Here is a 25,802-nt window from a genome sequence, read left to right as displayed (position 1 = left end):
TACCACTCTGACTGTCATCGTGCTTCGCGATAACGCTCTAACCTGGTGGTATGTACGACCCACGACAGCTGCGCACCTTCCTGGCCGTGGCCCAGACCCTGAGTTTCACGCAGGCCGCGCACCGGCTCGGACTGCGCCAGTCCACGGTGAGCCAGCACATCCGCCGTCTTGAGGAGGCGACGGGGCGGCTCCTGTTCACCCGGGACACCCACAGCGTGGAGCTGACCGAGGACGGCGAGGCCATGCTCGGCTTCGCCCGGACCATCCTGGCGGCCCATGACCGGGCGGCGGCCTACTTCACCGGGACCCGGCTGCGCGGCCGGCTCAGATTCGGCGCCTCGGAGGACTTCGTCCTCACCCGGCTCCCCGAGATTCTGGAGACGTTCCGGCTCGACCATCCCGAGGTCGATCTGGAGCTGACTGTGGAGCTCTCCGGCATCCTGCACGAACAGCTGGCCGACGGCCGGCTCGATCTGGTGCTGGCCAAACGCCGCACGGGCGACCGCCATGGCGAGCTGGTCTGGCAGTCCACCCTGGCCTGGATCGGGGCGCCGCAGCTGCGCCTCGACCCGGAGCGTCCCGTCCCGCTGATCGCCTTTCCGCCGCCCGCGCTCACCCGCGCCCGCGCGCTGGAGGTGCTGGAGGCGCACGACCGGCGCTGGCGTATCGCGTGTACGAGCGCCAGCCTGAGCGGACTGATCGCGGCGGCCCGTGCGGGGCTCGGCGTCATGGCGCACACCCGGGGGCTGATACCGCCGGGCCTGGTGCCGGTGCCGGCGAAGGCGGGGCTGCCGGACCTGGGCGGGGTGGACTTCGTCCTGCTGCACGGCCGGCGCCGGGGCCGCCCGGAGGCCCAGGAGGCCGCGGACGCGCTGGCGGCGGCGATCCTGGCGGGCGGCGACCGGCTGCACCGCCCGGCGGCGGACACCTGAGAGCGCACCGCTGAGAGCGCACGGCTGAAAGCACACGGCTCAGCGCGGCCGGCTCAGCGCGGCAACTGACGGGGCACAGGTACGGACCAAAGGTCTTGGCCCGGTAGAGCGTGCGTGACAGCGGCGTACGGATTCGGTGGAGATTCCCCCGCCCGCCACTCGCCCGATGGCCGGATGTGCGTCATGAGCCCCGGAACACGGGCTCGAATCGGGCGCTGACCTGTGGTGATACGGCTTCGTGCCGGTTCCGTGGACGCTCTCCCCCCGGAGCGGCCGTTGGGGTACCGTCACCCGCGCTGTGCGGAGCGCCACAAGGAGCAAGTCATTGCGCGAGTTCACCGTCCCCCCTCTGCCGGCCGCCCCCCACGTGGGTGGGCTCGCGGACGCCGTGTTCGATCATGCCGTCGACGATCCGCGACGAGTCGCGCTCGGCCGCAAGGACGAACAGGGCCTGTGGTGGGACATGACCTCGGCCGCGTTCCGTGACGAGGTGCTGGCGCTGGCCAAGGGGCTGCTCGCGCACGGCGTACGGTTCGGCGACCGGGTCGCGATCATGTCCCGTACCCGCTACGAGTGGACACTCTTCGACTTCGCGCTCTGGGCGGTCGGCGCGCAGTCCGTGCCGGTCTATCCCACGTCCTCGGCCGAGCAGGTCTACTGGATGCTGTACGACGCCGAGGTCTCGGCCTGCATGGTCGAGCACGAGGACCACGCCATGACTATCGGTTCGGTCATCGACCGGCTGCCCCGGCTGAAACGGCTCTGGCAGCTGGACGCCGACGCGGTGGGCGAACTGTTCGCCGCGGGCGCCGGCATCGACGACGAGGTGGTGCACCGGCACCGCAGGGCGGTGACACCGGACTCCGTGGCCACGGTGATCTACACCTCGGGCACCACGGGACGCCCCAAGGGATGTGTGATCACCCACGCCTGCTTCATGTTCGAGGCGGACACGGTCCTCAACCGCTGGGAGCCGGTCTTCCGTTCCAAGGCCGGTGAGGAACCGTCGACCCTGCTCTTCCTGCCGCTCGCGCATGTCTTCGGGCGGATGATCGAGATCGCGGCGATCCGCGGCCGGGTGAAGCTGGGCCATCAGCCCGTCCTCCAGGCGAGCGCGCTGCTGCCGGATCTCGTGGCGTTCCGGCCGTCGTTCATCCTGGCCGTGCCGTACATCTTCGAGAAGGTCTTCCACGCGGCGCGCCGCAAGGCGGAGAGGGACGGCAGGGCCGGGCCCTTCGACAAGGCCGTGGAGGTGGCGGTGCGGTACGCGGAGGCGCTGGAGCACCGCGCCTTCGGCCTCGGCCCCGGGCCGTCCGCGACGCTGCGGGTACAGCACCAGTTCTTCGAGAAGGCCGTCTACAGCAAGGTCCGTGACGCGATGGGCGGCCGGGTACGGCACGCCATGTCGGGAGGTTCGGCGATGGACCGGCGGCTCGGGCTGTTCTTCGCGGGCGCGGGCGTCACCGTCTACGAGGGGTACGGGCTCACCGAGTCCTGCGCGGCGGCCACCGCCAACCCGCCGGAACGCACCCGCTACGGCACGGTCGGCCAGCCGATCCCCGGCACCTCGGTGCATATCGCCGCGGACGGCGAGGTGTGGCTGAGCGGCGGCCAGATCTTCTCCGGCTATCTCAACGACCCCAAGTCCACCGACGCGGTTCTGCACGACGGCTGGCTGGCCACCGGCGATCTCGGGGCGCTGGACGAGGACGGCTATCTGACCATCACCGGACGGAAGAAGGAAATTCTGGTCACCTCGGGCGGCAAGAGCGTCTCGCCCGGCGGCCTGGAGGACCGGGTACGGGCCCATCCGCTGGTGTCCCAGTGCATCGTGGTCGGCAACGACCGGCCGTATATCGCCGCGCTGGTGACGGTGGACCGGGAGGCCGTCGACCACTGGCTGTCCCTTCAGGGGCGGCCACCGCTCAAACCCACCGATCTGGTGCGGGACAAGGATCTGGAGATGGAGGTCCGGCGTGCCGTGGTGGCCGCGAACACCGCGGTGTCCCAGGCCGAGTCGATCCGTACGTTCCGGATCCTCGCGCATCCGTTCAGCGAGGAACTGGGGCTGCTGACACCGTCACTGAAGCTGAAGCGCAAGGCGATCGAGGCCGCCTACGCGGTCGAGGTGGACGCGCTCTACCGTTGAGGCGCCACTTTCGACCACGACCGCGGGAATCCGCCCGCCGCCGTGACCGTTGTATTCCGGAGCAGCAACCGACGACGTTAGGATCGACCGCTCGTGAGCAAGGTCCCCACCCTCACTCTCAACAACGGCATCGAGATGCCCCAGCTCGGCTTCGGCGTCTGGCAGGTCCCGGACGACGAGGCGACACGGGCCGTCGGCACCGCCCTGGAGGCCGGCTACCGCAGCATCGACACCGCCGCCCTCTACCGCAACGAAGAGGGCACGGGCAGGGCCATCGCGGCCTCCGGGATCGCCCGTGAGGAACTGTTCGTCACCACCAAGCTGTTGAACGGCGACCAGGGCTACGACACGGCGCTGCGTGCCTTCGACACCTCGCTGGGGAAGCTCGGCCTGGAGTATGTCGACCTCTATCTGATCCACTGGCCGATGCCGGCCCGCGACACCTATGTCGACAGCTACAAGGCGTTCGAGAAGATTCTGAGCGAGGGCCGCGCCAAGGCCATCGGCGTCTCGAACTTCCTTCCCGAGCACCTGGAGCGGCTGATGGGCGAGACCTCCGTGGTCCCCGCCGTCAACCAGATCGAGCTGCACCCGCAGCTCCAGCAGTCGGCGTCCCGGGCCTTCCACGCGGAGCACTCCATCGTCACCGAGGCATGGTCGCCGCTCGGCCAGGGCAAGGGGCTGCTCGACGTCCCGACGGTGGTCGCCATCGCGCGCAAGCACGACAGGACCCCGGCGCAGGTGGTGCTCCGCTGGCATCTCCAGCTGGGGAACGTGGTGATCCCCAAGTCCGTGACGCCGTCCCGGATCCAGGAGAACATCGACGTCTTCGGCTTCGAGCTGGACGCCGACGATCTGGCGGCGTTCGCCGCGCTGGACGAGGGCAGGCGCCTCGGTCCCGACCCGGCGCAGCTCAACGGCTGACCCCGAACACCTTGGCGCCGTCGGCCGGTTACGGCCGGCGGCGCTGTCGTCCCGGCCGCGCTACGAGCCGATTGGCAGTGCTAGGAGCCGACCGGCAGCGCGCCCGACCGGTACTCCTGCGGGCTGACGCCGCGTACCCGCTTGAAGGCCGCGCTCAGCGCGAACGAACCGCTGTAGCCGACCTTTCTGGCCACCGACTCGACCGTCGCGTCCGAACCGCGCAGCAGATCCCCGGCCAGCGCGAGCCGCCAGCCGGTGAGATACGCCATCGGAGGCTCCCCGACCAGCTCGGTGAAGCGGCGGGCGAGCCCGGCCCGTGAGACACCGCACGCGGTGGCGAGGGAGGCGACCGTCCAGGGCCGGGCCGGTTCGTTCTGAAGCAGCCGCAGGGCGTTGCCGACCGCCGGATCGGCCATGGCGCGGTACCACCCGGGGGCCTCCGCGCCCGGCCGGGCGAACCACGCTCTGAGCACGGCGATCAGCATCAGATCCAGCACCCGGTCGAGCACCACGCTCTGACCCGGCTCGTCCCGGGAGATCTCGTCGTCGAGCACGGGCATCAGCGGGCAGTTCCAGACATCGGCCGGCAGATACAGCAGCGGCGGCAGCGCGTCCAGCAGCCGTCGGCTGACCTCGCCGTCCATCTGGTACGTACCGATGAGGACGGTCGTCCCGCCGTCCGGGGCGTTGCCCCAGGTCCGTACGCCCAGGTGCATGGACTGGGCGAGCGGCTCGCCCTCCAGGGTGCGGCAGACGCCGCCGGGGCCGATCAGCGCGCGCGGTGCGGTGCCGGGACTGTCGGCCGTGAGATACGGCTCGGGGCCGCGGGCGATCGCCACATCCCCGGGGCGCAGCAGCACCGGGTCACCGCCGCCGTCCGGGACGATCCACGCCTCACCGCGGGTGACACACATCAGACAGAGCGGGGCCCGGTCCTCGATCCGGACGGACCACGGCGGCTCCATCACCATGCGCAGCAGAAAGGCCCCGCGCGCCCGCGGTCCGTCGAGGAGTCCCGCCAGTACGTCCATGGTCACCAGCGTAAATGGCCCCTCGGTGACACCCTCAGGCGGCGCCGTGCGCGGGGGCGAACGCCTCGACGCGCCGGGCCAGTTCGAAGTCCCGGACGGTGAGGGCGCCGCCCGCGTCATGCGTACTCACCGCGAGGGAGACGGTGTGGTAACCCAGGGTCAGCGCGGAGTGGTGGTTCAACTCCTCCTGCGTCTGGGCGATATGGACGACCATGGCGGTCGCGGCGAAGTGCGTGCCCAGCCGGTAGGTACGGCTCAGCAGACCGTTCTCCACGGACCAGCCGGGAAGCTCCCGCAGCCGGTCCTCGATCTCGTTCTGCGACAGCGGTTCGGTGGCCATGGCCTGGGCTCCTTACGGGAACGGGCAGCGACGCGGCCGACGATACGTCGTCTCTCCGCGCCGTCGGGGCCGCCGTGCCGCGCGCACCCCGTACGCCCCTCCCCTGACCGGTGCATTACGGTCCTCGTATGGCAGCTCACGGTATGACGGCTCCACTCGCGTCGGCCGGCTCGACGGCGGCGCGTGCCGCCGAGCCGGCCGTCGGTCCCCTGCTGCGCGACTGGCGCAAGCGGCGCCGGGTCAGCCAGCTGGAGCTGGCGATCCGGGCGGATTCGTCCGCCCGGCACATCAGTTTCATCGAGACGGGCCGGGCGCGCCCCAGCGAGGAGATGGTGCTGCGGCTCGCCGAGCGGCTCGACGTTCCCGTACGGGAACGCAACACCCTGCTGCTGGCGGCGGGTTACGCGCCCCTGTTCACCGAGACGGCGCTGGACGACCCGGCCATGGACGCCGTACGCGAGGGCCTGGAGCAGCTGCTCCGCGGGTACGAGCCGTATCCGGCGGTCGTCGTGGACGCGGCGTACACGGTGGTGGCCGCCAACCGGGGCATCGCCATGCTGATGGAGGGGCTGCCCGCGAAGCTCCTCGCGCCACCGCTCAACGCGATGCGGCTCACCCTCCATCCGGAGGGGCTTGCTCCGCGCATCCGCAATCTGCGGGAGTGGCGCGGGCATCTGCTCGACCAGATGGAGCGCCAGCTCGCGCTGGACCGCTCCCCGGCGCTGCGCGCGGTGTACGAGGAGGTCGCGGCGTATCCGCTGCCGGAGTCCGGGGCGGAGGAGAAGGGGGCGGGCGAGGACAGGGCGGGCGACGGGACGGAAACGCTCCGTTCCGTCGCGCGGCCGAGCTTCGCACTGCCGATGGTCATCGAGCACGACGGGCGGGTGCTCTCCTTCCTGTCGTCCATCTCCACCTTCAACACCCCGATGGACGTGACCGTCGCGGAGCTGGCCATCGAGACGTTCCTCCCGGCGGATCCGGCGACGGTCGCCTATCTGACCTCGCTCGCTCCGTAACCCGTCGCGCCACGTCGGAGCCGTGTCGGAGCCGTGCGTACCGGTTCGATGAGTTCGGGTGGCGGCGGGAGTCTTTCCTCTGACCGCACACTCGGGAAGGTGGACCGATGACCACGCTGCACAGCACCCTGGAGAAATACGTCGGCAACGGCTCGATGCCGGGAGCCGTGGCCCTGGTGGCCCACGACGACCGGGTCGAGGTGGCGGCCGTCGGCTTCACCGATATCGAGCGCACGTCCCCGATGGCCAGGGACTCGATCTTCCGCATCGCCTCGATGACCAAGCCCGTCACCGCCGCCGCGGTCATGATGCTGGTCGATGACGGTCTGATCGCGCTGGACGACCCGGTGGCGCCCTGGCTCCCGGAGCTGGCGGCGCCGATGGTCGTCCGTACACCGGCCAGTCCGGCCGATGACGTGGTCCCGGCCTCCCGGGCGATCACGCTGGCCGATCTGCTCACCTTCCGCGCCGGGTACGGGTTCCCGGCCGACTTCTCGCTGCCCGCGGTCGGGCCGCTGTTCAGCGAGTTGGGCCAGGGTTCACCGCTGCCGCGGCGGGTGGCGGCGCCCGACGCGTGGATGGCGGCGCTGGCCCGTATCCCGATGCTGCACCAGCCCGGCGACGCCTGGCTGTACAACACCTGCTCCGACATCCTGGGCGTGCTGATCGCCCGGATCGCGGACCGTCCGCTGCCCGAGTTCCTGGCGGAGCGGCTGTTCGAGCCGCTCTCCATGACGGACACGGGATTCGAGGTACCGGCCGGCAAGCTCGACCGGTTCACCAGCTATTACGGGACCGGTCCGACGGGCGGTCCCGAGCTGATCGACGCACCCGGCGGCGAGTGGAGCGGCCCTCCGGCGTTCCCGTCCGGTGGCGGCGGGCTGGTCTCGACCGCCGACGACTGGTACGCCTTCGCCCGGATGCTGCTCGCCGAGGGGACGGCCGGCGGCCACCGGCTGCTGTCGCCCGCGTCGGTCCGGCGGATGACCACCGACCAGCTGACCCCGTCCCAGCGCGAGGCGAGTCCGCTGTTCCTGGAGGGTCAGGGATGGGGTTTCGGCGGCTCGGTCGATGTCGCGGAGATCAATCCCTGGAATGTGCGGGGACGGTACGGCTGGGTCGGCGGTACGGGCACGGCGGGGTATCTCGTCCCGTCCACCGGGATGGTCTCGATCCTGCTCAGCCAGCTGGCGATGACCGGCCCGACCCCGCCCCCGCTGATGCGGGACTTCTGGCGGTACGCGGCCGGCGCCTGAGCCCCCGCCGCCGCGCCGGACGGGGCCCGCGCGGCGGTCACCCGTGTCACCAGACCGTCAGCAGCAGATGGTTGACGAGAAGAGCCAGGCCGGCCTGGGCCGCGAGCCAGCCCCGGTGGTCACGGGCGGGGAGCAGCGCGGCGGCGGCCGGCAGCCAGAGCGTGAACGGCAGCCAGATGCGCTCCGTCTCGGCCTTGCTCATCCCCGACAGATCCGCGACCAGCAGCGCCAGGAGTACGGCGGCCATCAGCAGGGCGACGGTCCGGCCGGGGCTCCTGACGCCTCGGGCCCCTCGGACGGCGGCCCCTCGGACGGCGGCCGGCAGGCGCCGGATCCCGGCGACGGCCGCGAGTCCCGCCGCGATCACCACGCCGGCTCCGTTGGCCCATACCCAGTAGCCGTACGGGCGCTCCCTGGCCACGCCCTGGTAGTAGCGCTCCACCAGCAGTCCGTACGCCTCCCACCACCGGAACCCGGCCAGCAGGAACGCCACCGCGACCGCCGCGAACCCCAGGACCGCGCATCCCGCGAGCGGCAGCGGCCGTGCCCGGCGGGCCAGGACGAGCACCGCCACGGCCGGGACGACCAGCAGCGTCAGCCCGTACGACAGATGGACCGTCACCCCGAACAGCAGACCGGAGGCGAGCGCCACCGCCCGGGGCGCGCGGACGGTACGGGTGGCCGCGAGCGCCAGCAGGGCGAGCGCCCAGGCGGCGACGGCCGCGAAGTAGCCGTCGGCGGAGGCGCCGACCCAGACGGCGCCCGGGGCCAGGACGAGGAAGGGAGCCGCCGCGCGAGCCGCGCTCCCGGCGCCCAGCGCGCGCAGGGTGACGAGGACGGCGGCGGCCGTCGAGGCACCGGTGATCACACAGAACGCGCCGGCCCACCCGCCGCCGTCGAGCCCGATCCGGTCGAGTCCGACGAAGGTCAGGACGGCGCCCGGCGGATGGCCCGCGATATGGGTCGGCCAGTTGTCCGGCGGGCCGATCAGGATGTGCCGGGTGAAGTCGCGCAGGGTGGCGGGGATGTCGTCGAACCGGTCGACACCGCTCAGATACTCGTGCGGCGTGGTCAGCCGGCCGGCCACGCCGCGCTGCCAGCCGTCCACCAGCGCCAGCGACCAGGTCCAGGCCAGCGCGGCGGCCCAGCTCGCCCAGATCAGCCCGCGCCAGGACAGCCGGGCGGCGAGGGACGGTCCGTACGCGATCACCGCGACGGCGGTCAGCAGCGCCGGGAGCGTGCCGGGACCGATGTGCGGCATCCACTGGGCCAGCAGGGGCGGCCAGTTGACGTGGAGGGTCCCGTCGTAGTGCTCGATCAGGGTGCCGGCCACGGCGGCGACGGCGAAGAGCAGCGCGCCCGCGCCGGCCGCCATCAGGTCGAGTCGGCGGCCGGACTCCTCCGCGAGCGCTTGGGCGGGCGCGGCTCCTGGAGCCTCCGGGGTGGCCTGGGTTGCCGGGACGGCCGAGGTTGCCGGGACGGCCGAGCTTTCTGTGGTGGCCGGGGTTTCGGAGCCCGCGCCGGGGCGGGGTAGCAGGGTCACGCCGTCACGTTAGGCGCGCGGTCCCCCGTACCGGGGCGAGCGACAGGCCGCGTCACCGAACCGTCAGATCTCCCGCCGCCGGATCCCCCGCCGTCCGAGGGGTGATGACCGACGTCAGCGTTTGGTCATGAGTCGAAACCGCTTCCGGCGCCTTCCGCGCCCTACGGTCGCCGGTATGAAAGTCCCCGCCCGCCTCGCCCCGCCGTGGCGCAGCCCGCTGCGCGGTCCCTGGCTGACCTCCGTCTTCGCCGTGGTGCTGCTGACCGGCATCCCCGTCCTCTTTCTGACGGGGCTGGTGTCCTATGCCGCGTACAACCCCGATCTGTCCCCGGTCAATGACAAGACGCCGCACAAGGGGCTGCTCGGCTTCTATCTCTTCGCCTGGCCGACCGACCCCTACTGGCTCTACCGCGTCACGCAGGGCGTGCATGTGACGCTCGGGATCGTGCTCGTACCGGTGCTGCTCGCGAAGCTGTGGTCGGTCGCGCCGAAGCTGTTCGTGATGCCGCCGGTGCGCTCGCCCGGCCACGCCCTGGACCGGCTGTCGCTGCTGCTCCTCGTCGGGGGCGGGCTGTTCGAGTTCGCGACCGGCGTGCTCAACGTCCAGTTGGAGTACATCTTCCCGGGCTCCTTCTATCCGCTGCACTTCTACGGGGCGTGGGTGTTCCTCGGGGCGTTCCTCGCCCATGCCGCCCTGCGGCTGCCGCGTACGGTGCGGGCGCTGCGCGGCCGGGATCTCCGCGCCGAGCTGCGGACTCCGGTGGCGCGGACCGTACCCGAGCCGCTGGACGAGACCGGTCTGGTCTCCCGCGATCCGGCGCCGCCCACCCTCTCGCGGCGCGGCGCGCTCGGGATGGTGGGGCTCGGCTCGCTGGCGCTGCTCGTGGTGACGGCCGGTCAGAGCATCGGCGGCTCGCTGCGCGGTACGGCGCTGCTCGCCCCGCACGGCCGCGAACCCGGCTCCGGTCCGAACGGCTTCCAGATCAACAAGGGGGTGGCGGCGGTGGGGATCCGGGCGCGGGACATCGGTCCCGGCTGGCGGCTGACCGTACGGGGCGGCGGCCGGGAGACCGTACTGACCCGGGCCGAGCTGGAACGGCTGCCCCAGCACGTCTCCGCGCTGCCGATCGCCTGTGTGGAGGGCTGGTCCACCTCCGACCAGCGCTGGGAGGGGGTCCGGCTGACCGATCTCGCCGCCCTGGTGGGGCTGGGGGACGCGCCGCCGAGCGTGTACGTGGAGTCGGTGCAGTCGCACGGCTCCTTCCGCGAGGTGGCGCTGCGGGACAATCAGGTACGCGATCCGCGCTCGCTGCTCGCCCTCCGGGTCAACGGCGCCGAGCTGTCGGCGGATCACGGCTATCCGGCGCGGATCATGGTGCCGGGGGCGCCGGGTGTGATGAACACCAAGTGGGTCGGCCGGCTGAGTTTCGGGGAGTCGTCATGGCCCGTATGAGATGGCCTCGGCCGGACTGGCGGGAGCTGCGCCGCCGGCTGGGCGTGCGTCGGCGCTTCCGCCGGCTGTACGGGGAGTCGCCGGTCCAACTCCTCGTGCTGCTGGCCTCGTTCGCGCTCTGCGGATACGCCGGGATCCGGCTGCTGGCGGGCGACTGGCCGCTGATCCTGCTCTGGTTCGTGGGGCTGGCGATCCTCCACGATCTCGTGCTGGTGCCGCTGTACACGCTGGGCGACCGGACGATCGGGGCCGCCCTGGCGCGGCGTCGGCGGGCGGTGCCGCGTGCGGGCGTCAACTACGTACGTGTTCCGGCCTTTCTCTCGTCGCTGTTGCTGCTGGTGTACTGGCCGCTGGTGCTGCGGACCCCGGAGCCGTACGAGCCGGCCACGCGGCTCGATATCGATGTCTTCCTGGGCCGTTGGCTGCTGATCAGCGCCGCGCTGTTCGCGCTGTCCGCGTGCTGGCTGCTGGTCCGGAACTGGCCGGATCTGTGGTCCCGCCGCCCGAGGGCGCCATGGCGGCGGCCGTGGACGGGCCGCGCTTCGGGCCGGTTGTCAGACCCATGACCCAGACTTGAGGGTCCGACAGATCCATCGAGAGGAACCCCCGGGATGACCACCACCACGTCCCTCACGTCGAGCACGTCGGACGCGTGCACCGCGGCGCGGGCCTATCTGCGCCTCCTGGCGGCCGTACGCGCCGTACTGGACGACCCGTTGCAGGCGTCCCTGGCGGCGCCGCTGCTCGCCGCCCCGATCGCCGAGGCGGACGAGGCGCTCAACGCGGCGGGCCTGGCGGGCAACGAACGGGAGTTCCTCCATCTGGTGGCCGCGCAGGCACTGGACCGGCGGCCCCACACATGACGGCGGACGGCGGACGCCCTGTCTGTCCCGGGCGCCCGCCGTGTGTGCCGGACAGGGCCTGGACGAGCAAGTCCGGGCCCCTGTCGGTCAGTCGTGCCTCAGCCGCGCGTCAGCCGCAGTGTGACGAGCTCGAACGGGCGCAGCGCCAGCTGGACCGCTCCGTCGGCCACCTCCGGCGGCTCCACATCCGCCAGCGGGCGCTCCAGCAGATCGGTCACGGCCAGTCCGGTGGTCTCGAAGCCGACGCCGACCCGTACCTTGGCCCGTCCGCCGGTCGACTCGTAGAGCCGTACGACCAGGTCACCGCTCTCGTCGTCGGCGAGCTTGACGGCGCTGACGACGACGGCGTCGTTGTCGACGCTCACCAGCGGGGCCACCTCGGCGTCTCCCGGAATCCGGCGCTCCGGCAGGTTCACGCGGTAGCCCTCGCGGACCGCGTCACCGATCGACGCACCGGGCGCCAGGGCGTGCCGGAAGCGGTGGACGCCCTGGTCGGTCTCGGGGTCGGGGAAGCGCGGGGCGCGCAGCAGCGAGACCCGGACGGTCGTGGTCGTACCGGCGTCCGAGGCGCGGACCGTACGGGTCACGTCATGTCCGTACGTCGAGTCGTTGACCAGCGCGACGCCCCACCCCGGCTCCTCCAGGTGCACGAAGCGGTGGTTGCACGCCTCGAACTTGGCCGCCTCCCAGCTGGTGTTGGTGTGGGTGGCCCGGTAGACATGGCCGAACTGGGTCTCCGACGCGTACCGCTCGGCGTGGACGTCCAGCGGGAAGGCCGCCTTCAGGAACTTCTCGGTCTCGTGCCAGTCGACCTCGGTGTCGATGTCGAGCCGCTTGACCCCGGGGGCGAGCGTCAGCAGCTGGGTGACCTTCGAGGAGCCGAAGCCGCGTGCGACGCGGACTCCGACCGCGCCGGCCGGCAGCGCCTCGGCCTGGGCGTCGCCGTCCTCGACCGGGGTGAGCGCGTCGAGGTCCGTCAGATCGGTGACGGTGTTCCGGTAGAACTCGTCCACGTCCCACGCGTCCCACTGGTTCGGGAAGTCGGGGTGGATCTGGAGGAGGTTGGCCGCCTCGCCGGGGGCGACGGTCTCGCGCTCCGCGCTGATGTCGTAGACGGAGACGACCAGACCGCGGCCGTCGATCTCCACTTCGAGCAGCCCGTTGCTGAGGACATAGCCGCCGCCCTCGCGCGTCGACAGCTGCGCGCTGCCGCTCCCGCCGACCGGTCCCGCCGCGCCCGCGCGGACGCCACCGCGCGCGTGCGGCGCGGAGTTGAAGAGCAGGGTCGTCCCGCCGGACGCGTCCCCGGCGAGCGCGCGCTGCGCCGTGTCCACGATCGCGTTCAGCTCGGCCGCGACGGCCGCGTAGGTCTTCTCCGCCTCGCGGTGCACCCAGGCGATCGACGAGCCGGGCAGGATGTCATGGAACTGGTGCAGCAGCACGGTCTTCCAGATCCGGTCCAGCCGCTCGTACGGGTACGGCGCGCCGGTGCGTACGGCGGCGGTCGCGGCCCACAGCTCGGCCTCCCGCAGCAGATGCTCGCTGCGCCGGTTGCCCTGCTTGGTCCTGGCCTGGCTGGTGAGGGTGGCGCGGTGCAGCTCCAGATACAGCTCGCCCACCCAGACCGGCGGATTCGGATACTCCGCCTCGGCCTTGGCGAAGAACTCACCGGGCGTCTCCCACTCGACCGTCGCGGAGCCTTCGAGACCGCGCAGCCGGGCCGCCTTGGCGATCATCTCGCGGGTCGTGCCGCCGCCTCCGTCGCCCCAGCCGGTCGGCGCGAGGGAGCGCCTGGCGACGCCCTTCTCCTTGAAGTTCCTGGCGGCGTGGGCGATCTGCTCGCCCGTCATCGAGCAGTTGTAGGTGTCGACGGGCGGGAAGTGCGTGAAGACGCGGGTGCCGTCGATGCCCTCCCAGCGGAAGGTGTGGTGCGGGAACTTGTTGACCGCGGACCAGCTGATCTTCTGGGTCAGCAGCCACTTGGACCCGGCGGCCTTGATGATCTGCGGCAGCCCCGCCGCGAAGCCGAAGGTGTCCGGCAGCCACGCCTCCTCGTTCTCGATGCCGAACTCGTCGAGGAAGAAGCGCTTGCCGTGGACGAACTGCCGGGCCATCGCCTCGGAGCCGGGCATATTGGTGTCGGACTCCACCCACATACCGCCGGCCGGTACGAACCGGCCGTCGGCCACGGCCCGCTTGACCTTGGCGTAGACCTCGGGCCGGTGCTCCTTGATCCAGGCGAACTGCTGCGCCTGCGACATCGCGAAGACGAACTCGGGCTCGTCCTCCAGCAGCGCGGTCATATTGGCGGTCGTACGGGCGACCTTGCGTACCGTCTCGCGCAGCGGCCACAGCCAGGCGGAGTCGATATGGGCGTGGCCGACCGCGCTGATGCGGTGGACCGTCGGCGGCGCGGGGGTCGCCAGGACCTCGGCGAGCCGTTCCCTGGCCGCCGCCGCGGTGCCGTTCACGTCCTGGAGGTCGACCGCGTCGAGCGCGCGGCTGATCGCGCGCAGGATCTCCCAGCGGCGGGCGCCGTCGACGGGCAGCTCGGCCATCAGCTCACCCAGCACCTCCAGGTCCTGGATCAGCTGCCAGACGGTCTCGTCGAAGACCGCGAGATCCATCCGGGCCAGGGTGTACTGCGGCTCGCTGCCCGCGGTCTCCTTGTCACCGAGCCGGGTCGGCAGGAAGGGGTGGTAGTCGAGGATCACCGGGTTGGAGGCGGCCTCGACATGGAGGAGCACCTCTTCACCGCCCGCGACGGGCGCGCCGATCCGTACCCACTGGTTGCGCGGGTTGAGGCCCTTCACCGGGGTGCCGTCGGGCCGGTAGACCAGGCCCTCGCACTGGAAGCCGGGCATGTTCTCGTCGAAGCCGAGGTCGAGGATCGCCTCGACCGTACGGCCCGCCCAGTTCTCGGGGACGGTCCCGGAGACCCGGAACCAGCTGGTGCCCCAGGGCGCGCCCCACCGGTCGCCGGCCTTGACCGGCTCGGCCGGGCCGGCCAGGCCCTCTTCGACGGGTACGGGTTCGCCCGGCGCGTTCCAGACAGCGACGTCCAGCGGTATCGATTCGGGGTATACGGCGGGCCGGATGCGCTCGTCGAGGACGCGCTTGAGACGGGCCTCCACCAGGCTGCGGTCGTCGTGCATGAGGGGCTGCTCCTGAGGTGCGTGTGGGTGCGGGTTACCGGGAAGATCAGGGACGTCACGTACACGGGATACGAGTGGGCGGGATACGGGCCGGCGGGATGCCGGTCGGCGGGAGACGGGTCATGGGGCAGGTACTACCCGCTTCCCCGGTCACCGGACTCATCGGACCTGGTCCGGGTGGACGACCTCGGTGATCCGGCGGGCCGCCAGATGCTCCCTGTCCTCGGCGCGGCTCGCGAGGACGGCGGTGGGGCGGACGCCCGCCTCGGTGAGCCGCGCGAAGGCCTCGAAGAACGCCCCGCCGGGACGGCAGGTGCTCCGGGCGGACGCCCGCCCACTGTCCGGCTCACCGCCCCGCCCACCGCCCCGCTCGCCGTCCCGCTCGCCGTCCCGCTCGCCGTCCCCCACCGGACAGTCCGCGGTCTCGTCGTCCCCGATGTCGACCACGAGCGCGGTGGTGCGGGGCGCCGGGCGGTACGTTCTGCCGCGCCACTCCTCGACGATCCGGGCGATGGACCGCCCGGCCGGCTTGACCTTCCGGTCGTTGGTCAACAGGCCGAGGCTGTACTCCAGTTCGGGGAAGTCGGCGAGCGAGCGCGACACATCGTGCGAGCACCACCAGGTGATGCCCCAGACATCGGGGCAGTCCAGCGCGTTGGCCACGGTCGCCTCGGTGAACGCGGCGGCGTGCCCGGCCGGGATCAGCGGCGCCGGGGCGCCGACCTCCTGGAGCCAGACCGGCCGGTGCGGATCCAGTGCCCACGCCTTGGACAGCTCGATCAGATAGGCGGCGTGGTGCTCGGTGGCGGTGCCGGTACGGCCGTGCCGCTGGGCTGTGCCGTTGAAGACCCAGGAGTGTACGGCCGTGACGGCGCCGATCCTGGCCGCGTGCGCGGGGGTGAAGGCGTGCTGGTCCTGGTACCAGGCGGCGTCGTACTCGGCGTGCAGATGGAGCTTGCCGGGCGCCCCCTCCTCGCACGCGTCCAGCAGCCGCCGGAGCCAGTCGGCGGCCTGCGCGGGGGTGATGGGGTCGGGATCGGGGTGCGGCGGCCCGGAGAACTGGTTGATCTCGTTGCCGATGGTCATGCCGATGAAGTTGGGGCGGTCGGCGAGGGCGGCGGCGAGCGTACGGAGATATTCCGCCTGCCCCGCGACGACATCGTTGTCAGTGAAGATGTTCCGCCGGTGCCAGGTCTGGGTCCAGGCGGGCAGGAAGTCGAAGCTCGACAAGTGGCCCTGGAGTCCGTCGACATTGACGTCCAGACCGCGTTCGGCCGCGGCGTCGGCGAGCTGGACGAGCTGTTCGACGGCGCGGGGCCTGATCAGCGTGCGGTTGGGCTGGAAGAGCGGCCAGAGCGGGAAGACCCGGATATGGTCCAGGCCGAGTCCCGCGATCGAGTCCAGGTCGGCGCGTACCTCGTCGAGATCGAAGTCCAGCCAGTGGTGGAACCAGCCCTGGCTGGGCGTGTAGTTGGCGCCGAAGCGCGGCGCGGGAGTACTCATACTGGCAACGTTGTCCCGGTTCTGTGGTGCGTCGGACAGCGGTCGGGTGTACGGGATCCACGGCGAGGGCCGGTGGTCAGCCCTTCACGGCGCCTTCGCCGACGCCCCGGAAGAAGTAACGCTGGAGACAGGCGAAGAGCACGATGAGCGGCACGACAGCGATGACCGTACCCGCCGCGACCAGCCGTGGATCCTGGGCGAAGGTGCCGTGCAGATAGTTCAGCCCGATCGTCAGGGTGAAGTTCTCCGGGTCGCTGAGGACGATCAGCGGCCAGAGGAAGTCGTCCCAGGCGCCCATGAAGGCGAAGATCGCCACCACCGCGAGGGTGCCCTTCACCGACGGCAGCGCGATCCGCAGGAATCGCTGCCAGGTGTTGGCCCCGTCGACGAAGGCCGCTTCCTCCACCTCCTGCGGCAGGTTGAGGAAGGCATTGCGCATCAGCAGGACGTTCATCGCGCCGATGGATCCGGGCAGCAGCACCCCGAGCAGGGTGTTGTTCAGACCGAGATCACGCATGGTGGTGAACTGGGCGATGATGATGCCCTCGACGGGCACGAGCATGGCGAGGATGAACGCGAGGGTCGCGGCACGGCGGCCCCGGTAGCGCATCCGGGCCAGCGCGTAACCGGCCAGCGCGGCGCCGGCGCAGTTGGTGATCACATTGGCGGAGGCGACCTTCAGGGAGTTGAACGCGTAGTCCCAGACGGGGATGATCTCGGCGACCCGGCCGAAGTTGTCCAGCGTCGGCTCGCTCGGGAGGAACTTCGGCGGGGAACTGTAGATGTCCTCGTGCATGCCCTTGAGCGCGGTGGACAGCTGCCACACGAACGGCCCGATCAGCACGAGCAGCATCATGAGCAGCAGGACGTAGCGCAGCGCGAGCTGCCAGGGCGCGATGCGCCGGCCGTCGGCGTCGATGGTCTTCGGGAAGCTCACGCGTCCTCCTTGCGGTCGGCGCGGAGCACCAGCAGCATCAGGGCGACCGTGACGACGAAGACCACCACGGAGATGGCGGAGGCGTAGCCGACCCGGCCGCTCAACCCGGTCCCGACGCGCTGGACGAGCATCACCAGCGTGGTGTCCTCGCCGGCGGGGCCGCCGCTGGGCCCGGCCATCAGATAGACCTCGGAGAACACCTTGAAGGCGGCGACCGAGGACAGCGCCCCGACGAGGACCATGGTGGAACGGACCGCCGGTACGGTGACGGTGACGAAGCGGCGGATGGCGCCCGCCCCGTCCACGGCGGCGGCCTCGTGCAGCTCGCGCGGTACGTTGGCCAGCGCGGCCAGATAAATGATCATGTAGTAGCCGAGGCCCTTCCAGACCGTGACGGCCATCGCGCTGAACAGCAGCAGCCACTGGTCGCTGAGGAAGCCGATCCTGCCGACGCCCACCGCCTCCAGCACCGCGTTGACCAGCCCCCGGTCGTCCAGCATCCACACCCAGATCAGCCCGACCACCACGATCGAGGCGACCACGGGGGTGTAGAAGGCGGAGCGGAAGAAGGTGATGCCGGGGATGTTGCGCTGCACGAGCAGGGCGAGCAGCAGGGGCAGGATGATCAGGGCCGGGACGACCCCGACGACGTACAGCGCGCTGTTGCGCAGGCCGATCCAGAACATCTCGTCATGGATCAGTTCCCGGAAGTTGGCCAGCCCCACGAACTCGCCGGGGACCAGGGTCCGCCGGTCGGTGAAGGAGTTGACCAGCGTGCTGAGGAACGGATAGAGGCTGAAGGCGCCGACGATCAGCAGTCCCGGCGCGGCGAACAGCCAGGGGCTGAAAGGCAGTTGGCGTCTGATACGGGTCGCGGGGCCGCGGCGGGGCCCACGGCCGGAGCCGGAGCTCCGGTGCGTGGGCCCCACCGCGGCGGCGTCCGGGGGGAGCGCCCGGGGGGCGGTGGTGCTCTTCATGGTGCGGGGCTCGGCTCTCAGCTCTGCTTGAGCAGGGTGTCGCAGGCCTCGACCGCGCGGTCGAGCGCCTCCTGGGGGCTCTGCTTGCCCTGGAGCGCCTTGGCGACCTGGTTGCGCAGCTCGGTCTTCATCTGCTCGCTGAACAGGACGGGCGTGTAATTGACGGCCGTCTTCAGGGACTTGGCGGCGGCGACGCGTACGCGCGTCTCGTCGGTGCCGTCCTCCTTGGTGAAGTACGGGTCGTCCAGGGAGCCCTTGGTGCTCGGGAAGATCGCGACCTGCTGGGCGAACGACATCTGGCGGGTCGCGTCGGTCACGAAGTGGGCGAACGCCACGGCGGCGGGCTTCTCCTTGGTCCTCGCGTTCACCATGACGCCCATGACGTACATGTTGACCTTGCCGGTGCTGGTGACCTGGTCGGTGATCCCGATGTTCTTGTAGAGCGTCGGGGCCTTGGTCTTGAAGTTCTCCAGGTCCAGCGCGCTGCCCGGGTTCATGGCCACGGACTCGGTGAGGAACTTGGTACCGGAGGACTCGGGCGTGGCGGTGAGTGCCTGCGGGTCGAGCGCCTTCTTGTCGAACAACTCCTTGTAGCGGGTGAGCATTTCCACCCCCTTGGCGTCGTTGAAGGCGAAGCCGGTGCCTTCCTTGTTCATCAGCTGGACGCCGTAGCGGCCGAAGTCCTCGATGGTGGGCACCTGCGCGAGCGTGGCGATCTCGCCGTCGCTCTGCTCGGCCAGCTTCAGCCCCTGGTCGAAGACCTCGTCATAGGTCGTCGGCGGCTTCTCGGGGTCGAGTCCGGCCTCCTCGAAGAGCCGCTTGTTGTAGAACATCGGGCCGGTGTTGAGGTACCAGGGGAAGCCGTACGTGCCGTCCATGCCCGGGATCTGGTGGCTCTGCCACGCGCCCGGCAGATACTCGTCGCGGAACGACGCCGCCGTCTCGTCCTGGTCGAGGTCGAGTGCGAGCCCGGCCTTCGCCAGCGGGGCCACCAGGTCGGGCGAGACATTGACGACGTCCGGCAGTGTGCCCCCGGCGGCGTCGGCGCTCAGCTTGTCGGCATAACCCTCGGCCGGCCGGTCGACCCACTTCACCTCGGTGTCGGGGTACTTCTTCTCGAAGTCCTTGATGACTCCGTTGAAGTAGTCCTTGAAGTTGGCCTGGAGGTTCCAGGTCTGGAAAGTGATCTTGCCCTTGACCGGGCCCGAGGCGTCGGAGGACTCGTCGCCGGAACCTCCACTGCAGGCGCTGAGTGGCAGAACGGTGGCGAGAACAGCGGCGACAGCGACTGCTCTTCGGGAGATGCGCACGGAGAACGGCTCCTTTGCTCGGACCAGGCGTGCGTACGGCCAGCCGGAGCCGTACGCCACGGCTGCATATGTCCAGCAGACCTTGCAATGCGTTCGGGTGAAAGTCAACACATTCGTGCGACAAAGGACCATCGCCCTGGTATCACAGCAGGTCAGAGCTGCTCTTTTGCCTTCCTTGCGGTATGACACTAATGCGCTTTAGGATGCTCGGACTCAAGCGCATTAGTACGGGGTCCACATGGCTCGTCCGGTACGGCCGGAAGGCCCTGCGATGCCCCCGTTGCGGAGAACGGCACCGGGGACGCGAGAAAAGAGGCACACGGGTGGCAGCGAACCCGCCGTCGGACAAGGGCACGCCCACGGCCAGACGTACTCCCCCGCGCCGTCCGACCATGAAGGACATCGCCAAGCGCGCCGGGGTCTCGGAGAGCGCGGTCTCCTTCGCGCTCAATGACCGCCCCGGGGTCTCCGAGGTGACCCGCGACCGGGTGCGCCGGGTCGCCGAACAGCTGGGCTGGCGGCCCAGCACCGCCGCCCGCGCGCTGTCGGGCGAGGGCTCGGCGACGGTCGGCCTGGTGCTGGCCCGTCCGGCGGCGACCCTCGGGGTCGACTCGTTCTTCCTCCAGCTGATCTCCGGCATCCAGGAGATCCTGTCAGAACGTCAACTCGGCCTGCTTTTCCAGGTGGTGGAGGATGTGCACGCCGAGTGCGCGGTCTACCGGCGCTGGTGGGCGGAGCACCGCGTCGACGGCGTACTGGTCGTGGACCCCAGGACCGACGACCCCCGCCCCGACCTCCTGGACGAACTGGGGCTTCCCGGTGTCGTCATCGGCGCGCTGCCCGCCGGCGATACGGGCCGCCACCCCGGCCTGTCGCAGGTACGGGCCGACGACGCGGGCGCGATGGCCGCCATCGTGGGCCGGCTCCACGAGTTGGGGCACCGCCGCATCGTCCATATCGCGGGGCTGCCCTCGCTCGCCCACACGGAGCGGCGTATCCGCTCGCTGCGGATCGAGGCCGACCGGCGCGGACTGCCCGAGGCCCGCTCGCTGACCACGGACTACTCCGACACCCAGGGCGCGGCGGTGACCCGCCGGGTGCTGGAGGAGGACCGCCCGCCGACCGCCCTGATCTACGACAACGATGTGATGGCCGCGGCCGGGGCGGCCGTGACGACGGGGCTCGGCCTCTCCGTGCCCGGCGATGTCTCGGTCATCTCCTGGGAGGACTCGGCCCTGTGCCGGCTGGTGCGCCCGTGGCTCACCGCGCTCTCCCGTGACTCGGTCGCCTTCGGCCGGATCGCCGCGACGGAGCTGGCCGCGCTGCTGGACGGCGGCGCGGCCCGCACCGTACAAGTGCCGCTGCCCCGGCTGATCGAGCGGGAGAGCCTGGCTCAGGCGCGGGCGTAACGCGTCGGAAATACATCGCCGCACGACCATTGACACCCGAAGAGATCAAGTGATCTATTCACTTCATGAGTCGCAGTGAACTGTCACTGTCCGAGCATCTGGCGGACAGCATCGTCGAGATCATCCGTACCGAACGGCTGGTCCCCGGGGACGCGTTGGCGTCCTCGCGTGACCTCGCCCGCCGGTTCGACGTCACCACGCCCACGGTCCGCGAGGCCCTGCGCAGGCTTGAGGCCACCGGTGTGGTGGAGTTCCGGCACGGCTCGGGGACGTATGTGGGACCGGGAAGTGAGCGACGGCTGCTGGCCAATCCCCATCTGCCGCGCGGCAGCCGGGAGTCGGTGCTCGAACTCGTCGAGGCGCGGCTGGTGCTGGAACCGGCCGTGGCCGCCGCCGCGGCGCGTACCCGCGTACCGGAAGCGGTGGAACGGTTGCGGACGGCGGCGGCCAACGCGCTGCATCCGCCGCGTGAGTCGCTGCGGGCGTCGGTGCACTTCCATGTGGTGCTGGCCGCCGCGAGCGGCAACGCGCTGCTGCGCGAGACCGTCGAGGCGCTGCTCCAGGTCAGGGCCCGGGAGCAGGTCGAGATCCGGCACCGCTACAACGACCGCGCCCGGGACCACGCGGAGCATGTGGAGATCTTCGAGGCGGTACGGGACGGGGACGCGGACGCGGCCGAGCGGCTGACCCGGGAACACCTGGGCTTCATCCGCGAGGCGGTCCTCGCCGCCGACTTCCCGGACACCGACACGACGACGGCGACGGCGCCTGCGCGGGACGGCGCCGGAGCGGATCCGGAGATCCGCCGGTGAACGCCGCGCCGCCCCTGCGGCTCGCCGAGATGACCACCGAGGAGGCGGCCACCGCCGTCACGGCCGCTCCCGTGGTGATCGTCCCGGCCGGCGCCTTCGAACAGCACGGTCCCGCGATGCCCCTGGCCACGGACACGATCCGGGCCGAGGGCGTGGCCGAACGCGTGGCCGCCGCGCTGTCCGGCCGCGCGGTGATCGGCCCCTCGCTGCCGGTCGGGGTCTCCCCGCACCATCTCGCCTTCGCCGGTACGGTCACGCTCACCACCACCACACTGGCCGCGGTGGTCCGTGAGTACGTGGAGAGCCTGTACCGGCACGGCTGGCGGAAGATACTCGTCATCACCGGCCACGGCGGCAACAACGCCACACTCTCCACCGTGGCGCAGGATCTGCTCACCACCCACCCCGATCTCCAGTTCGCCTGGACCCCCGTCACCCCGCTCGCGGCCGAGGTCGTGTCCGGGATGGGGGTCAGCGAGGTGCACGGTCACAGCGGCGAGGCCGAGACCGCGCAGCTGCTCCATCTCGCACCCGGACTGGTGCACACCGACCGGCTCACCGCCGGTACGACCTCCATCGCCCAACTCGACCCGCTCTCCCGGCTCTCGCGCCATGGCGCACACCCCGCGCTCGTGGTGCGTTACGACCGGCTCAGCCCCAATGGCATCCTCGGTGACCCGCGCCGGGCGACCGCCGAGGACGGACAGGCGGTCGTCGACGCCGTTGTGGTCCGTGTGGTCGCCTTCGTCAAGGAGTGGCTGGACGCCTGAACCGGGCGCCCACGCCCGCCACTTCCCCGCAGACGGCACCGCGCCGCCCGCGCCCCCGCATGGGCGCGCGTGGTGCCGCAGGCAGCACCTGCCCGCACCGCCGGGTCCGTATCTCTCCCCTCGCGCACCACCCCGCGCGCGTGAGCGTTCCTCGTCAGCCCTCATGCGGCCCGTATCGCGCGCGTCCGAGCCGCGATCCCCGCCCCGCCTCCCGGGGCACCCCTGCCGAAATCCAGTCAGCCGTCCGCCCCAGGCGTCCGGCAGAAGGAGCCTGCCATGAACTCCCTCCAACGGATGGCGACCGCCGCCGTGGGACTCGTCCTGTGCCTCGCGGCGACCGGAGCGACCACCGGGACCGCGACCGCCGGGACCGCGACATCCGCTCCCGTACCGCAGGGCGCCTCGAAGGCCGCGTGCCGGCTGCCCGCCCCGCAACCGCCGGGCACCAGCGCCCCGCACACGATCAGCAGCGGCGGCCGGGACCGTACGTATCAGCTCCATCTCCCGGCCGGCTACACCGGGAAGCGTGACTGGCCGGTGATCCTCGCCTTCCATGGCCGGGGCAACACCGGTGCCGGGACCGAGGAGTTCTCCAAGCTCTCCACCCTGCCGGCCGTCGTCGTCTACCCCGACGGGGTCATCGGCACCGGTGACGGGGACCGCCAGGCGTGGCAGGGCGCTCCGTACGCGGCGGCCGGGGTGGACGACGTCCGGTTCACCGAAGACCTCCTGGACCGGCTGGAGTCCACCCTCTGCGTGGACGAGCGGCGGGTGTACGCCACCGGGAAGTCCAACGGGGCGGGGTTCGTCTCCACCCTGCTCGCCTGCCGCATGGCGGACCGGATCGCCGCCATCGCGCCCGTGGCCGCCGCGCTCTATCCCACCGGTGAGCCGTGCGAGCCGTCCCGCCCGGTGCCCGTCATCGATTTCCACGGCACCGGCGATGTCACCATCCCGTACGCCGGGGACGCCGACCGCGGACTCCCCGCCCTCCAGGACTGGTTGGCGGAGTGGGCCGAGCGGAACGGCTGCGCCTCCCGCGCCCGTGACCGGGTGACCGAGCCCGACATCACCGTCTCCCGCTGGCGGGGCTGCGACCGAGGGGCCGAGGTACGGCATGTCGCGGTCACCGACGGCGGACACACCTGGCCCGGCGCCGACAGCTACAGCGGGGGCGGCTACACCACGCAGACCATCGAGGCGCACGAGGTCATGTGGCAGTTCCTGCGCCCGTTCCGCACCCCCGCGTCCCCCCGTCACTGAGACCCACCCCCGGCCGCCCGCAGGAACCGAGCAAGGAGTCCGCTCCCATGACCACGCCGCCACCCGCACCACCCGGCAGACCCTCCCCACCACCCGACGGATCCGGGTCCGGGTCCGTGACCCTGTCCGCCGACGACGGGACCCGGCTCCCGCGCGTCGTCCGTGCGATGGCCGTCATCGAGCGGGCGGGCAACGCGCTGCCCCACCCGTTCTGGCTGTTCTGGATCCTCTCCGCGCTGCTCGCGGTCATCAGCGCGATACTGGCCGCCGCCGATGTCTCCGTCGTCTCCCCGAGCGACCACAAGACCGTCGCCGTGCGGAATCTGCTCAGCGGTGACGGGCTCGCCATGGCCGTCTCGACGATGATCGAGAACTTCGCCACCTTCCCGCCGATGGCCACCATCGTCGTGGTGATCATGGGTGTCGCGGTGGCCGAGCGCACCGGCTTCCTCGCGGCGCTGATGCGGGTCGGCGTCTCGCGGGTACCGGCCTCGTGGGTGGTGTTCGCCGTCGCCTTCGCCGGCACCGTCTCCCATGTCGCCTCGGCGGCCGCGTACATCATCCTCGTACCGCTGGGCGGGCTGGCGTTCCGGGCCGTGGGGCGCTCCCCGATCCTCGGTGTCGTCGTCGCGTACACCTCCATCGCCTCGGGGTACGACGCGAGCCCGGTCCCCACGCCCAACGACGCCATCTTCGCCGGGATCACCACCGCGGCGGCGCGGATCGTGGGCGGCGACGACGCGTATGTGTCGCCGCTGAGCAACTGGTTCTTCAATATCGCCTCGTCGCTGCTGCTGGCCCTGGTCATCACGCTGGTGACGAAGTTCGTTCTGAGCAAGCGGCCGGATCTCGACGCGGATCCCGACGCCGATCTGGAGGACCTCGGCACGCTCACCCTCAGCGCGCGGGAACGCTCGGCGCTGCGCGCGGCCGTACTCGCCCTGCTGGCGGCGCTCGTGGTGCTCGTCGCGGTCATGGTCCCCCCGTCGTCCCCGCTGCGCGGTGCGGGCGGCAGCATCGTGGAGTCGCCGTTCCTGGACGGCATCGCGGCGGTCGTCGCGCTGGTCTTCGGGCTGGTGGGCATCGTGTACGGATACCGCTCGGGCTCCGTCACGTCGGCCGCTGACATACCGAAGCTGATGGGCCGGGGCATCATGCAGATGGCGCCGGTGCTGGTGCTGTTCTTCGCGATCGCCCAGTTCCTGGCGTACTTCGACTGGACGCATATCGGTGATGTGCTCGCGGTCCGGGCGGCGGAGGCACTGGAGCAGAGCGGGATGCCGATCGTCCTGGTGTTCCTGCTGATCCTCGTCCTGCTGACGCTGGTCAATGTCATGGTGACCAGCGGGTCGGCGATGTGGGCGATGTGCGCGCCCGTGCTGGTGCCGATGCTGATGCTGGTGAGCGTGCCCGCCGAGACGACCCAGGCGCTGTTCCGGATCGCCGACTCGGGGTCGACCGCGATCACTCCGATGAGTCCGTACTTCGTGATGGCGCTGGGCTTCCTCCAGCGCTACCGGAAGAGTGCCGGGATCGGCACGCTGGCCTCGTACACCCTGCCGCTGGCCCTGACGATGACGCTCGCGTGGACCGCGCTGTTCCTCGTCTGGTGGGCGGTGGGGATTCCGCTCGGCCCGGGGGCTCCGGTGCGCTGAGCCGGCAGCCGGAAGGAGGGGAGGGCTCCCGCGGCCCTCCCCTCCCCTCTGTCCCGCTGTCCCTCCGTGCGACCGTCAACGCGGCCACGCTGTGGGTCAGTCCCAGGCGTAGCCGTCCCCGAACAGGAGCGTGTGCTCCAGGACATCCTCCATCGGGTCGTCGATCTGGCCGGTGTTGATCAGCGTGAACCTCGACCCGTTGTGCGAGTCGCGGTGTGTCTCGTCCGCGCTCGCCACGCCGGCCGGCAGCCCCGTCACCACGGCCGTCGCCGCGATCCCGACCGCCCACCGGGAGATGGTCCTTGTCGTACCGTTCACCGTTGGCTCCTCACCCTCGTGTCCCTCGAACAGCGGTACTTTCCACCCCGTTCATCTGTTGAGCGGGTCAAAAGGTCACGCAGATCATCGGAGAATCTCCGGGCCCCGTAGCGCGGGGTTATTTCGACGGTATGAAATACCCCGCCCGGCGGTTGACCGGGCAATCGAGCCGCTGCGACTCTCCCG

Annotated in this window: 22 protein-coding genes; 13 read left to right on the top strand and 9 right to left on the bottom strand. The window is 71.1% G+C overall.

What is annotated here, in order from left to right:
- Nucleotides 1-50: 50 nt before the first annotated feature.
- The 3 genes from ACFRKB_RS00845 to ACFRKB_RS00835 all read left to right on the top strand — a co-directional run bounded on the left by ACFRKB_RS00845 (nt 51) and on the right by ACFRKB_RS00835 (nt 4,005).
- Nucleotides 51-932 (top strand): LysR substrate-binding domain-containing protein, encoded by an 882-nt coding sequence (locus ACFRKB_RS00845; RefSeq protein ID WP_383102092.1) that lies wholly within the window; start codon nt 51-53, stop codon nt 930-932.
- A gap of 325 nt (nt 933-1,257) precedes the next feature.
- Nucleotides 1,258-3,081, top strand: a complete 1,824-nt coding sequence (locus ACFRKB_RS00840; RefSeq protein ID WP_383102090.1) for an AMP-dependent synthetase/ligase — start codon at nt 1,258-1,260, stop codon at nt 3,079-3,081.
- 93 nt (nt 3,082-3,174) lie between these two features.
- The gene (locus tag ACFRKB_RS00835; protein ID WP_383102088.1) at nt 3,175-4,005 is read left to right on the top strand and encodes an aldo/keto reductase; all 831 of its coding nucleotides are present in this window, start codon (nt 3,175-3,177) and stop codon (nt 4,003-4,005) included.
- Between the two features lie 80 nt (nt 4,006-4,085).
- Here ACFRKB_RS00835 and ACFRKB_RS00830 read toward each other — a convergent pair whose 3' ends face one another.
- On the bottom strand, nt 4,086-5,036 hold the full coding sequence (locus ACFRKB_RS00830; protein ID WP_383102086.1) for an AraC family transcriptional regulator: 951 nt from the start codon (nt 5,034-5,036) through the stop codon (nt 4,086-4,088).
- A 34-nt stretch (nt 5,037-5,070) separates the two neighbouring features.
- Nucleotides 5,071-5,376 (bottom strand): 4a-hydroxytetrahydrobiopterin dehydratase, encoded by a 306-nt coding sequence (locus ACFRKB_RS00825; RefSeq protein ID WP_383102085.1) that lies wholly within the window; start codon nt 5,374-5,376, stop codon nt 5,071-5,073.
- Between the two features lie 143 nt (nt 5,377-5,519).
- Between ACFRKB_RS00825 and ACFRKB_RS00820 the strand changes: the two genes are divergently transcribed.
- On the top strand, nt 5,520-6,392 hold the full coding sequence (locus ACFRKB_RS00820) for a helix-turn-helix domain-containing protein (RefSeq protein ID WP_383102551.1): 873 nt from the start codon (nt 5,520-5,522) through the stop codon (nt 6,390-6,392).
- A gap of 107 nt (nt 6,393-6,499) precedes the next feature.
- Nucleotides 6,500-7,648 (top strand): serine hydrolase domain-containing protein, encoded by a 1,149-nt coding sequence (locus tag ACFRKB_RS00815; RefSeq protein ID WP_383102084.1) that lies wholly within the window; start codon nt 6,500-6,502, stop codon nt 7,646-7,648.
- Between the two features lie 46 nt (nt 7,649-7,694).
- Here the strand turns inward: ACFRKB_RS00815 and ACFRKB_RS00810 are convergent, their stop codons facing one another.
- On the bottom strand, nt 7,695-9,023 hold the full coding sequence (locus tag ACFRKB_RS00810; protein WP_383102549.1) for a hypothetical protein: 1,329 nt from the start codon (nt 9,021-9,023) through the stop codon (nt 7,695-7,697).
- 343 nt (nt 9,024-9,366) lie between these two features.
- Between ACFRKB_RS00810 and ACFRKB_RS00805 the strand changes: the two genes are divergently transcribed.
- From ACFRKB_RS00805 to ACFRKB_RS00795, 3 genes are read left to right on the top strand one after another with little or no spacing between them, the layout of a single operon-like run.
- Complete coding sequence (locus tag ACFRKB_RS00805) at nt 9,367-10,644, top strand: molybdopterin-dependent oxidoreductase (protein WP_383102083.1); 1,278 nt, start codon at nt 9,367-9,369, stop codon at nt 10,642-10,644.
- Entirely contained in the window at nt 10,632-11,210 is a 579-nt protein-coding gene (locus ACFRKB_RS00800) for a hypothetical protein (protein ID WP_383102082.1), read from the top strand. The genes ACFRKB_RS00805 and ACFRKB_RS00800 overlap by 13 nt, the downstream gene beginning before the upstream one ends.
- Nucleotides 11,211-11,255: 45 nt before the next feature.
- On the top strand, nt 11,256-11,507 hold the full coding sequence (locus ACFRKB_RS00795; protein ID WP_383102080.1) for a hypothetical protein: 252 nt from the start codon (nt 11,256-11,258) through the stop codon (nt 11,505-11,507).
- Between the two features lie 98 nt (nt 11,508-11,605).
- Here ACFRKB_RS00795 and ACFRKB_RS00790 read toward each other — a convergent pair whose 3' ends face one another.
- The 5 genes from ACFRKB_RS00790 to ACFRKB_RS00770 form a co-directional block, all read right to left on the bottom strand.
- Nucleotides 11,606-14,662 (bottom strand): alpha-mannosidase, encoded by a 3,057-nt coding sequence (locus ACFRKB_RS00790; protein WP_383102078.1) that lies wholly within the window; start codon nt 14,660-14,662, stop codon nt 11,606-11,608.
- A 159-nt stretch (nt 14,663-14,821) separates the two neighbouring features.
- Nucleotides 14,822-16,165, bottom strand: coding sequence for a glycoside hydrolase 5 family protein (locus ACFRKB_RS00785; RefSeq protein ID WP_383102076.1), 1,344 nt, complete (start codon nt 16,163-16,165; stop codon nt 14,822-14,824).
- A gap of 76 nt (nt 16,166-16,241) precedes the next feature.
- Entirely contained in the window at nt 16,242-17,102 is an 861-nt protein-coding gene (locus ACFRKB_RS00780; protein ID WP_383102074.1) for a carbohydrate ABC transporter permease, read from the bottom strand.
- Nucleotides 17,099-18,079 (bottom strand): carbohydrate ABC transporter permease, encoded by a 981-nt coding sequence (locus ACFRKB_RS00775; RefSeq protein ID WP_383102072.1) that lies wholly within the window; start codon nt 18,077-18,079, stop codon nt 17,099-17,101. Before ACFRKB_RS00775 ends, ACFRKB_RS00780 begins: the two co-directional genes overlap by 4 nt.
- 17 nt (nt 18,080-18,096) lie before the next feature.
- Nucleotides 18,097-19,389 (bottom strand): ABC transporter substrate-binding protein, encoded by a 1,293-nt coding sequence (locus ACFRKB_RS00770; RefSeq protein ID WP_383102071.1) that lies wholly within the window; start codon nt 19,387-19,389, stop codon nt 18,097-18,099.
- A gap of 392 nt (nt 19,390-19,781) precedes the next feature.
- On the opposite strand from ACFRKB_RS00770, the gene ACFRKB_RS00765 reads away from it, so the two are divergent.
- The 5 genes from ACFRKB_RS00765 (at nt 19,782) to ACFRKB_RS00745 (ending at nt 25,298) form a co-directional block, all read left to right on the top strand.
- Nucleotides 19,782-20,798, top strand: a complete 1,017-nt coding sequence (locus ACFRKB_RS00765; protein ID WP_383102547.1) for a LacI family DNA-binding transcriptional regulator — start codon at nt 19,782-19,784, stop codon at nt 20,796-20,798.
- A gap of 65 nt (nt 20,799-20,863) precedes the next feature.
- Nucleotides 20,864-21,610: a FadR/GntR family transcriptional regulator gene (locus tag ACFRKB_RS00760; protein ID WP_383102069.1), complete on the top strand. Its 747-nt coding sequence runs from the start codon at nt 20,864-20,866 to the stop codon at nt 21,608-21,610.
- On the top strand, nt 21,607-22,380 hold the full coding sequence (locus tag ACFRKB_RS00755) for a creatininase family protein (protein ID WP_383102067.1): 774 nt from the start codon (nt 21,607-21,609) through the stop codon (nt 22,378-22,380). Before ACFRKB_RS00760 ends, ACFRKB_RS00755 begins: the two co-directional genes overlap by 4 nt.
- A gap of 276 nt (nt 22,381-22,656) precedes the next feature.
- The gene (locus ACFRKB_RS00750; RefSeq protein WP_383102065.1) at nt 22,657-23,643 is read left to right on the top strand and encodes a CE1 family esterase; all 987 of its coding nucleotides are present in this window, start codon (nt 22,657-22,659) and stop codon (nt 23,641-23,643) included.
- A 47-nt stretch (nt 23,644-23,690) separates the two neighbouring features.
- Entirely contained in the window at nt 23,691-25,298 is a 1,608-nt protein-coding gene (locus ACFRKB_RS00745; RefSeq protein ID WP_383102063.1) for an AbgT family transporter, read from the top strand.
- A 96-nt stretch (nt 25,299-25,394) separates the two neighbouring features.
- Here the strand turns inward: ACFRKB_RS00745 and ACFRKB_RS00740 are convergent, their stop codons facing one another.
- Nucleotides 25,395-25,595 carry a hypothetical protein gene (locus ACFRKB_RS00740; RefSeq protein ID WP_383102545.1) on the bottom strand — a complete coding sequence of 67 codons (201 nt, stop codon included), beginning with the start codon at nt 25,593-25,595 and terminating at the stop codon, nt 25,395-25,397.
- Between the last annotated feature and the right edge of the window lie 207 nt (nt 25,596-25,802).

The organism is Streptomyces scopuliridis (assembly GCF_042790125.1).
Lineage (GTDB): Bacteria > Actinomycetota > Actinomycetes > Streptomycetales > Streptomycetaceae > Streptomyces > Streptomyces scopuliridis_A.
This window is presented reverse-complemented; position numbering and strand designations above follow the sequence as displayed.